The following is a 9,508-nucleotide window of genomic DNA, read 5'->3' on the forward strand; positions in this document are numbered from 1 at the left end:
ACCGGATGCCGCGGCCGTCCGTCCGCGGCGAGGCGCGATGCTGCTCGGGCTAGGGCTCGAAGTTGACGGTGATCTCGGAGCCGCGCTTGACGCGCTCGCCCGCGGCCGGGCTCTGCACCGAGGCGACGACCGCGCCCTCGAGGAACTGGGGGACGTTCGAGCTGACGGCGAAACCGAGCTCCTCGAGCTGCGTGCGCGCCTGTGCGATGGTCTGGCCGGTCACGACGTTCGGCACCTCGACGAGATCGGGTCCCTTCGACACCGTGAGCCGCACCGTGTCGCCCGGGTTCATGGGATCGTCGAGCCAGTCGGCCGTGACGACCACGTCGACCGGGACCTCGTCTGCGAAGACCGGGTCCGCGAACTCGACGACGAGCCCTGCCCCCTCGAGCCGCGACTGCGCCTCGCCGACGGCGAGGCCCTCGACGGGCGGCACCGGTCCGACCGAGACCACCAGCGAGAGTGCGCCCAGTTCGGGATACGTCGCCCCGACGGGGGCCCCGTCGGCGTCGAGCACGGCGATCACGTTCCCCGACTCGACCTCGGCCGAGAACTGCTGGGTCGCCGCTTCGGCGACGGTGAAGAACTCGCCGAGCTGGGCGCGCGCGTCGGCCTCGGGCAGGCCGACCACCTGCGGCACGTCGAGGAACTGCGGCCCGAGCGAGACGAACAGCTGCACCGTCGAGCCGCGGCGGGCCTGGGCGCCCGCCTCGGGGTCGGTGCCGGAGACCTGTCCCTGCGGCACGACGGGGTCGTTGCGCTCGGCGCGCTCGACCTCGAACCCGGCCTCCTCGAGCACCTGCACGGCGCTGTCGGGCATCAGGTTCGCGGTGTCGGGCACCACGGCGAGTGAACCCGGGCCGGCGCCGAAGTACCACCCGGTGCCGCCCGCGAGGCCGGCGAGCACGAGCACGAGGGCGAGCAGCCAGTACCCGCGACGCCGTCGCCGGTCGGACGCGCGGGCGAGTGCGGTCGCGTCGTCGTCCGGCTCGGCGTCGCCCGCGTCGGCGACGGCGAGCATGCCGGTGCCCAGCACTCGCGTCTCGGCCGTCGGGTGGCGGTCGCCCGCGTCGAGCACCATGGTGTCGCTCGCTGCGGGGAGCGGCTGGGCGGGGCGCAGGTGGGGCTCCATCTCGCGCAGTCGCTCGAGCATGGTGCGGGCGTCGGCGGGCCGCTGGTCGGGGTCGCGCGTGGTCGCCCACAGCACGAGCTCGTCGAGCTCGGGCGGGATCGAGGGGTTGCGGGTGCTCGGAGCCGGCACCGAGTCGTTCGCGTGCTGGTACGCGATCTGCATCGGCGCCTCGCCGACGTAGGGCTGTTCGCCCGTGAGCATCTCGTAGGTCATGATGCCGAGCGCGTAGATGTCGCTGCGCGCGTCGGCCACGCCGCGGGTGACGAGCTCGGGGGAGAGGTACGCGATGGTTCCGAGGAGCGCCTGCCCGGTGGCGGTGTTCGCGCTCGCGGCGCGGGCGAGTCCGAAGTCGCCGAGCTTGATGCGGCCGTCGTCGGCCAGCAGCACGTTCTCGGGCTTGAGGTCGCGGTGCACGATGCCGGCCTTGTGCGCGGCGGCGAGCCCGGACAGCACGGCGTCGAGGATGTCGACGGTCTGCTCGGGGGTGAGCCGCCGGTAGTCCTTCAGCAGGTCGCGCAGCGTGATGCCGGGCAGGTACTCCATGACGAGGTACGCCATGTCGGCGTCCTGCCCCTGATCGAACACGTTGACGACGTTCGGGTGCGCGAGCCGTGCGGCGGAGCGCGCCTCCTGGACGAACCGGGTCTTGAACGTGTTGTCGTCGGCGAGGTGGCCGTGCATGACCTTGATCGCGACGCGCCGCTCGAGGCGGAGGTCGGTCGCGAGGTACACCGTCGCCATGCCGCCGCGCGCGATGCGCGAGCGCACCTGATACCGGCCGTCGACGAGACGGCCGATCATCGGGTCTGCGGGCGGCGCGGTGGTCACCGTACGAGTGTACGAATCCACGTATGCCGTCAGCCGAACAAACGCCGGGGAGCCTCAGGATCGCAATTGCATCGTGATCGGAGGGCGCCCGTCAGCCGAGCTCCTCGAGCCAGCGCCGTGCCGAGGCCTCCCACTTGGCGTAGTGGTGCGGATGCGCGCTGCGCTGGACGGCCTGCGCGGCATCCGTCACCGTCATCGACGACCACCCGTCGAGGTCGAGCAATCCGGGGGCCACGCCGGCCGTGGGGGAACCGCGCCCGCCGAAGAACGCGCGCGCGGCGTACGCCGGATCGAGGACCTGCTCGGGCGTGCCCCAGCCCTGGCTCGGGCGCTGCTGGAACAGTCCGAGCGAATCGAGGTCGCCGTGGCGGACGTTGCGCAGGCCCGATTCCTGCGCCGCGGCGGCGAGCGCGATCACGATGCCGCGGTCGGGCACCCCGAGTTCGCGGCCGACGTCGGCGATGACCTGCGCGTTGGCGCGCATCTCGGCGTCGAGCGCCACGTCGAGCGAGGCGGCGGCGGTCGCCTCCACGGGCTGCTCACGGCGCACCACGAGGCGCTGCCCCGGATGGATGACCGCGTCGCGGTCGAGGTCGTTGAGCTCGAGCAGCCGCGCGAGCGTCGTGCCGTGGCTGACGGCGATGCCGATGAGGGTGTCGCCCGCGGCGACCTCGTGGGTATCGGATGCCGCGGCGGGGGCGGGCGGCGGGGGACTCGCCCCGTCGCCGCCGGGCAGCACGATCGACTGCCCCGGGAAGATCAGGCTCGCGCGGCCCAGGCCGTTCGCCCGGAGCACATCGTCGACGGCGAAGCCGTACTCGGCGGCGATGCCGCTCACCGTCTCGCCCGGTGCCACGACGTGGCGTGCGATGCTGGGTGGCTCGGCGCTGCGCTGGGTGGCGCCGCCGGGGAGTGCGAGCCGCTGGCCGGGGAAGATCAGGCTCGACCAGCTCAGCCCGTTCTTCGCGAGCACCTCGGCGGTCGAGAGGCCGTAGCGAGCGGCGATGCCGCTGACGGTGTCGCCCTCGCCCACGGTCACCTCCGCGGGGACGTCGGTCGCCGTGCGCACCTGCGGAGCCGGCGACGGGGACGACGGCAGCGCCCTGGCCTTCGGCGACCGCTTCACCGTCTGAGGTGCGGCCTCCGCGGGCTGCGCGAAGCCGAGGGTCACCGCAACGGCGCCCGCGATCGCGACGGGCACGGTGAGCAGGCGACGGATGCCGCGCGGCCAGACCTTCGGCTCGTACGCGTCGTCGCCCGCCGATGCGGCCCCCGGATGCTGCGTCATGCTCCCCTCCGCTCCCTGGCGGATGCGGTCACCGTCTCACGCGCGCCCGGGCGAGTCAAACTCATCCGCGCGCGTCGCGCGGCCCGCCGGAAGGCGGTTCCGCAGGCCGCCGTCGGCGTGGCAGGCTGGAGTGGTGACCGATGCCGACCAGGCCGACTGGCTGACCATCCCCGAACTCGTCGAGCGACTCGACCAGACCCCGAGCCGGATCCGGCGCCTCATCGCCGAGCGATACCTTCTCGCCACGAAGATCGACGGCGTGCTGAAGGTCCCGGCCTCGTTCCTGAGGGACGACGCGCCGCTGCCCGAACTGCACGGCACCGCGATGGTGCTCGCCGACGCGGGCTTCAGCGATGCCGAGTCGCTCGAGTGGTTGCTGGGCGAGGAGGACAGCCTGGGCACGACGCCCATCGCGGCGCTGCGCGCCGGACGCAAGTCCGAGGTGCGGCGCGTCGCGCAGGCGCTCGCCTGAGCCGCCGCGCGCGGGGCTCCGGTCAGCTGACGCGCCGGGTGACCGCGCGCGCGAGGTCCGCGAGTCCCGCGGCGGCCTCACGGTCGACGGGCGCGGCCGCGAGCGCGGCCATGGCCTGCTCGGTGTTCGACGCGATGAGCCCCTCGACCGCATCGACCGCTCCGGCCTCGAGGATCGCCCGCTGCAGCATCCGGACCTGCTCCTCGCTCAGCGCCGGGTCGCCCAGCAGTTCGTCGAGCAGTCGACGCTCGCCGGGTCGCATCCGCTCGCGCGCGATCGCCACCAGGACGGTGCGCTTGCCCTCACGGAGGTCGTCGCCCGCCGGCTTGCCGGTGACCTCGGGGTCGCCGTAGACCCCGAGCAGGTCGTCGCGGAGCTGAAAGGCGACGCCGAGGGGGAGGCCGAACTCGCGGAGCGCGTCGAGCTGCGCCGGGCTGCCGCCGGCGATCGCCCCGCCGATGGCGAGGGGCGCCTCGATGGAGTACTTCGCCGACTTGAACATCACGACGCGCTCCGCACGGGAGCGTTGGTCCGACTCGGGTCGCGTGTGCCAGGCGCGCTCCTCGAGGATGTCGAGGTACTGGCCGACCGTGACCTCGGTGCGCATGCGGTTGAACTCGAGCCGCGCCGATCGGGCCGCCCCCGGCCGGCTCAGGGTGGCGAGGCCCTCGTCGAGGAGCTCGTCGCTCCAGCCGAGCAGCAGGTCGCCGAGCAGGATCGCGGTGCCGCGACCGTAGTCCGGCGAGGAGCCGGACCATCCCGCGTCGCGGTGCTGCGCCTCGAAGACGCGATGGGCCGATGGGGCGCCGCGGCGCGTGTCGGAGTGGTCGATCAGGTCATCGTGCACGAGGGCGGCGGCGTGGAAGATCTCGAGGGCCGCCGATGCCGACACGACGGCGTACCGCTCGGCGGATGCCGCGGCATCCGTTCGCTCGACGCCGTCGCGCAGGGCCTCCCACCCGAGGTGGCAGAACCGGGCCCGGAATCGCTTGCCGCCGCTGAGAAAGCGCTCGGAGAATCCCGAAAGCGGGTCGAGGTCGGTCGCGATGGAGCGGAGAATGGAGGCACGATCGGCGAGGAACTCCTCGAGGCGTTCGTTCACGAGATCGACGAGTCGGGGAGCCGGGACCATCGTCCTAGCCTAGCGACGGCGCGGCGGACTAGAATGGCGTCACGAAGCGTCGGTCCCGAACACGAGGGGAAAGAGATGCCGCTTTCGGAGCAAGAGCAGCGCCTTCTCGAAGAGATGGAGCGGAACCTCTACAAGAACGACGCCGACTTCGTCGCGACGGTCGGAGGTTCCGGCCGCGGTCGACCCAATTACCGGGCGATCGTCATCGGCGTGCTGCTCGCGGTCGCCGGTGCGGGAGCGCTCATCGGCGGCGTCGCCTCCCAGCTCCTCATCGTCGGCGTGCTCGGCTTCGCCCTCATGTTCGTCGGCGTGCTCGTCGCCATCACGCCGTCCAAGCGCGGCGCTGCGACCACGTCGCCGATGGCAGGCCCGTCCGGAAGGGCAGGCAGGCCTGCCCCCACTCCGCGCGGCGGCTTCATGGACCGTCTCAACGAGCGATGGGATCGCCGCCAGGAGGGTCGCGACTGAGCCGCGGCACCCGCTGAACCACTTCGCCTGAACGGGCCGATCATCCGATCGGCCCGTTTTTCGCGTGCCCGGGGTCGGCCGCGTCGCTCCGCTCCATCCATTTCCCTCCACCTTCGGAATCCCTGAGAATCCGGGCTTCCACTGAGGTACGACGCGCCGGAACACGGCAAGGTCATTGAGTGGTGGAGGACAGTGGAGTAAAGTGGGGCCACACCTGGTTCCTGGCCGGAGGAGTGGGGGTGGTGCGATGTTCCTCGGAAGCTACGAGCCCAAGCTCGATGAGAAGGGTCGCGTCATTCTTCCGGCGAAGTTCCGGGAGGAACTGTCGAACGGACTCGTGCTCACGCGCGGTCAGGAGCGCTGCATCTACGTGTTCAGCGCGCGGGAGTTCGAGAGCATGAGCGAGAAGATCCGCCTGGCCCCGGTGACGAGCAAGCAGGCGCGCGACTACATGCGCGTCTTCCTCTCGGGGGCGTCCGCGGAGACCCCCGACAAGCAGCATCGGGTCACCATCCCCGCCACGCTTCGCGCGTACGCGGGCCTCGACCGGGACCTCACGGTCATCGGCGCGGGAAGCCGGGTGGAGATCTGGGATGCAGCGGCGTGGCAGACGTACCTCGCCGAGCAGGAGGCGGCCTTCGCGGAGACGGCGGAGGAGGTGATTCCCGGACTCTTCTGAGTCCTCGGGTCCCGACTCCCAGCCGTGCGAGCCTGCTGCACTTCCCCGCAGCAGGACGAACGGATGGGGATCAGGACCCGAGGCCCAGGAAGAAGGGAGACATCATGGACATCGATCGCATCCACACGCCGGTCATGCTGGACCGCACGCTGGAGCTGCTGGCACCCGCCCTCGAGCGCGAGGGTGCCGTGTACGTCGATGCCACGCTCGGCATGGGCGGGCACAGCCGCGCGGTGCTCGAGCGGTTCCCTGGCGCCACGGTCATCGGGCTCGACCGCGACACCGAGGCGCTCGCGATCGCACGCGAGCGGCTCGCGCCGTTCGGCGACCGGGTGCGACTCGTGCACACGGTGTACGACGGCATCGCCGAGGCGGTGCGCGGAGAGGGATTCCGCGAGGTGCACGCCATCCTGTTCGACCTCGGCGTCTCGTCGATGCAGCTCGACCGGGCCGAACGCGGCTTCGCCTACGCCAAGGACGCCCCGCTCGACATGCGCATGGACTCCACCGGCGGGCGCACCGCCGCCGACGTCATCGCCGAGTACGACGAGGCCGACCTGCGTCGCATCTTCCACGAGTACGGCGAGGAGAAGCTCGCGGCACGCTACGCCCGCGCGATCGTGCGGGCCCGGCAGTCCGCGCCGATCACCCGGTCGGGCCGGCTCGTCGAGGTGCTGACGGATGCCACGCCCGCAGCGCTGCAGCGCGCCGGCCACCCGGCCAAGCGGGTGTTCCAGGCGCTGCGCATCGAGGTGAACGAGGAGCTCGGCGCGCTCGAGCGCGCGATCCCAGCGGCCCTCGACCTCGTCGCCGTCGGCGGCCGCATCGTCGTGCTGTCGTACCAGTCGCTCGAGGACCGTCTCGTCAAGCGGGCCCTCGCCGCGGCATCCAGTTCCACGGCGCCGGCCGGGCTGCCCATGGAACTGCCCGAGCATCGCGCGCAGTTCAGGCTCCTCGTCCGGGGAGCCGAGCTCGCGAGCGAGACCGAGCAGGCGGAGAACCCGCGTGCCAAACCGGTGCGACTCCGCGCCGCAGAACGAGTGAGGAGGCCGTCGTGACCGCACTGCCGGCCCAGACACGACCCGCCGCACGCCCCGCGACCGAGCGGATGCCGCGGCTCCGTCCGGCACCCGACGTCGCCGCCGGCGCGCGCGGGCGGCCACGGCTCGCCTACGCGGTCGTCGCACTCGCGTCGATCGGGGTCATCGCGGTCGCCCAGCTGCTCCTGTCGATCGCGATGACCCAGGGCGCGTACGAGATGGACGAGCAGCTGCTGCGCCAGGCCGAGCTGCGCCGCGAGGAGGCGAAGCTCACCGACGACCTCGACCGGCTGGAGTCGCCGCAGTACCTCGCGTTGAACGCCGAGGCGCTCGGCATGGTGCCCAACGCCGATCCGGTGTACCTGCGCCTCTCGGACGGGGCGGTGATCGGCGAACCCCGGCCGGCGTCCGGGACTGCGGCGTCCTCGGCTCCGCTCGTCCCGAATGCGCTGATCGACGGCGTGCCGCCGGTGACCGAGCAGCGCACGGGGGAGACTGCGACTGCCGGAGGGGGCGAGCCGGCTGCGGGGACTCCCGCTGCTCCGCCAGGGCTCACGGGCGGCCTGCCGACGCCGGCCACGCACTGACACGGTCCCGGCCACCCGAGCCTCGACCGACCGACCGACGACGATGAGGAGCGAACCACCACGATGAACCGAGTGAGCCGGCATCCCACGCGGCGGATCCTCGCCGCCGGCGTCGCTCTGCTCCTGCTGGTGGGGTGGTTCGTCATCCGGCTCGTCGACATCCAGGTCGTCCGCGCGGCCGAGCTCAACGAGGCGTCCCGCGACGTCCGGTCGCGGATCGACACGATCTACGGCGAACGCGGCGAGATCCTCGACGCGAACGGCACGGTGCTGGCCGAGAGCGTGATGCGGTACGACATCGCGCTCTCGCCGAAGCAGGCGATGGTCGGGCCCGTCTCCAGGACGCAGCCCGATCCCGCCGACCCTTCGAAGACCATCGAGGTGGAGGTTCCGCTCGATCAGGTGCTCGCCGAGCTGGGCGCCGTGATCGGGACGTCCGGCGAACAGCTCCGAGCCGTGATCGACGCGTCCCTCGAGCAGGATCCGGCGTCGGACTTCGCGTTCGTCGCGAAGGGCGTGGACACGGCGACCTACGAGGAGGTCAAGGCCCTGAAGGTCCCGTGGGTGGTCCCGTACGAGCACCCCAGCCGTCGCTATCCGAACGGCGCCGTCGCAGGCAACCTGCTCGGGTTCATGGGCGACGACGGCGATGCGCTCGCCGGCCTCGAACTCTCCGAAGACCGGTGCCTCGCCGCGGAGAACGGCGAGATGCGCTCGCTGCGAAGCCTCACCGACTGGGTCACGATCCCCGGTTCGGAGCAGCTGGTCGCCGCGGCCCGCGACGGCGGCGACCTGCAGCTGACGATCGACGCCGACCTGCAGTACTTCGTCCAGCGCGTCGCCGCCGAGCAGGTCGCGGCGACGCAGGCCGAGTGGGCGACGGTCACGGTGATGGAGGCGAAGACCGGCCGCCTCCTGGCGGTGGCCGACGTGCCGACCGTCGACCCGAACGCGCCGACCTCGGTCGACTCGGACGACCGTGGGTCGCGCGCGTTCACCGCCCCCTTCGAGCCGGGATCGACGTTCAAGTCGCTCACGTCGGCATCCGTCATCGATGCCGGGGAGGCGACGCCGACGAGTCGTGTCACGGCCCCGTACCGCTACGAGCCGGACGGCGCGGACATCACCGACTCGTTCGGTCACGACCCGGAGCGCTGGACCATGACGGGCATGCTGGTCGTCTCGTCCAACACGGGCATGTCGCTGTTCGGCGAGCGGATCAGCGACGCCGAGCGCTACGAGTACATGCGCGCGTTCGGCCTCGGCGAGCCGACCGAGGTCGGCTTCGCGAGCGAGGCGGGTGGCGACCTGAACTACGACGACGGCTGGCCAGACTCGCAGACGCGCTACGCGACCATGTTCGGCCAGGGCCTGTCGACCACTGCGGTGCAGATCGCGAGCGTCTACCAGACCATCGCCAACGGCGGCGTGCGCATGCCGGTCACCCTCGTCGACGGATGCCGCATGCCGGACGGCACGCTGGAGGACGCAGCGTCCACCGAGGGGCGCCGAGTGATCTCCGAGGGCGCCGCCGAGCAGACGGCAGCGATGCTCGAGCGCGTCTACGAGGACGCCTGGGTCTCGGACCGCTGGGAGATTCCCGGCTACCGGGTCGCTGCGAAGACCGGAACCGCGCAGGTCCCCGACGGCGCGGGCGGCTACCTGTCGGGCTACCTCGTCTCGGCTGCCGGCTTCGCGCCGGCCGATGACCCCGAGTTCGTCGTTTCGGTGAGCATCAAGAACCCGGTTAAGATGAATTCGTCCGCCGCAGCTGCTCCCGTCTTCCAACAGGTGATGAGCCAGGTGCTGAAGAAGTATCGGACGGTTCCATCCGGCGCCCCGGCGCCTGAACTGCCAGCAAACTGGTGAGAAAGTTGGGTTC

The 9,508-nt window shown here is 71.8% G+C and carries 9 protein-coding genes; 6 read left to right on the plus strand and 3 right to left on the minus strand.

The features are described from left to right. Positions 1–49: 49 nt before the first annotated feature. Positions 50–1,933 (minus strand): Stk1 family PASTA domain-containing Ser/Thr kinase, encoded by a 1,884-nt coding sequence (gene pknB, locus ACULK4_RS08245; protein ID WP_445966771.1) that lies wholly within the window; start codon positions 1,931–1,933, stop codon positions 50–52. A gap of 118 nt (positions 1,934–2,051) precedes the next feature. Then, a complete protein-coding gene (locus ACULK4_RS08250) occupies positions 2,052–3,248 on the minus strand; it encodes a LysM peptidoglycan-binding domain-containing protein (RefSeq protein ID WP_445966697.1) in 1,197 nt (398 codons plus the stop codon). Positions 3,249–3,381: 133 nt separating this feature from the next. Between ACULK4_RS08250 and ACULK4_RS08255 the strand changes: the two genes are divergently transcribed. Next, positions 3,382–3,720, plus strand: coding sequence for an Rv2175c family DNA-binding protein (locus ACULK4_RS08255; protein ID WP_445966696.1), 339 nt, complete (start codon positions 3,382–3,384; stop codon positions 3,718–3,720). Positions 3,721–3,742: 22 nt separating this feature from the next. On the opposite strand, the gene ACULK4_RS08260 is transcribed toward ACULK4_RS08255, so the two are convergent. Then, positions 3,743–4,852, minus strand: coding sequence for a polyprenyl synthetase family protein (locus tag ACULK4_RS08260; RefSeq protein WP_445966695.1), 1,110 nt, complete (start codon positions 4,850–4,852; stop codon positions 3,743–3,745). Positions 4,853–4,927: 75 nt separating this feature from the next. Between ACULK4_RS08260 and ACULK4_RS08265 the strand changes: the two genes are divergently transcribed. The 5 genes from ACULK4_RS08265 to ACULK4_RS08285 all read left to right on the plus strand — a co-directional run bounded on the left by ACULK4_RS08265 (position 4,928) and on the right by ACULK4_RS08285 (position 9,495). Further along, the gene (locus ACULK4_RS08265) at positions 4,928–5,320 is read left to right on the plus strand and encodes an SCO2097 family morphological protein (protein ID WP_445966694.1); all 393 of its coding nucleotides are present in this window, start codon (positions 4,928–4,930) and stop codon (positions 5,318–5,320) included. Positions 5,321–5,567: 247 nt separating this feature from the next. Next, the gene (gene mraZ, locus ACULK4_RS08270) at positions 5,568–5,999 is read left to right on the plus strand and encodes a division/cell wall cluster transcriptional repressor MraZ (RefSeq protein WP_445966693.1); all 432 of its coding nucleotides are present in this window, start codon (positions 5,568–5,570) and stop codon (positions 5,997–5,999) included. Positions 6,000–6,103: 104 nt separating this feature from the next. Further along, on the plus strand, positions 6,104–7,057 hold the full coding sequence (gene rsmH, locus ACULK4_RS08275) for a 16S rRNA (cytosine(1402)-N(4))-methyltransferase RsmH (protein WP_445966692.1): 954 nt from the start codon (positions 6,104–6,106) through the stop codon (positions 7,055–7,057). Continuing rightward, positions 7,054–7,626 carry a cell division protein FtsL gene (gene ftsL, locus ACULK4_RS08280; protein WP_445966691.1) on the plus strand — a complete coding sequence of 191 codons (573 nt, stop codon included), beginning with the start codon at positions 7,054–7,056 and terminating at the stop codon, positions 7,624–7,626. The genes rsmH and ftsL overlap by 4 nt, the downstream gene beginning before the upstream one ends. 72 nt (positions 7,627–7,698) lie before the next feature. Beyond that, positions 7,699–9,495 carry a peptidoglycan D,D-transpeptidase FtsI family protein gene (locus ACULK4_RS08285; RefSeq protein ID WP_445966690.1) on the plus strand — a complete coding sequence of 599 codons (1,797 nt, stop codon included), beginning with the start codon at positions 7,699–7,701 and terminating at the stop codon, positions 9,493–9,495. Positions 9,496–9,508: the final 13 nt, after the last annotated feature.

It is taken from the genome of Agromyces selenitireducens, from assembly GCF_052748465.2.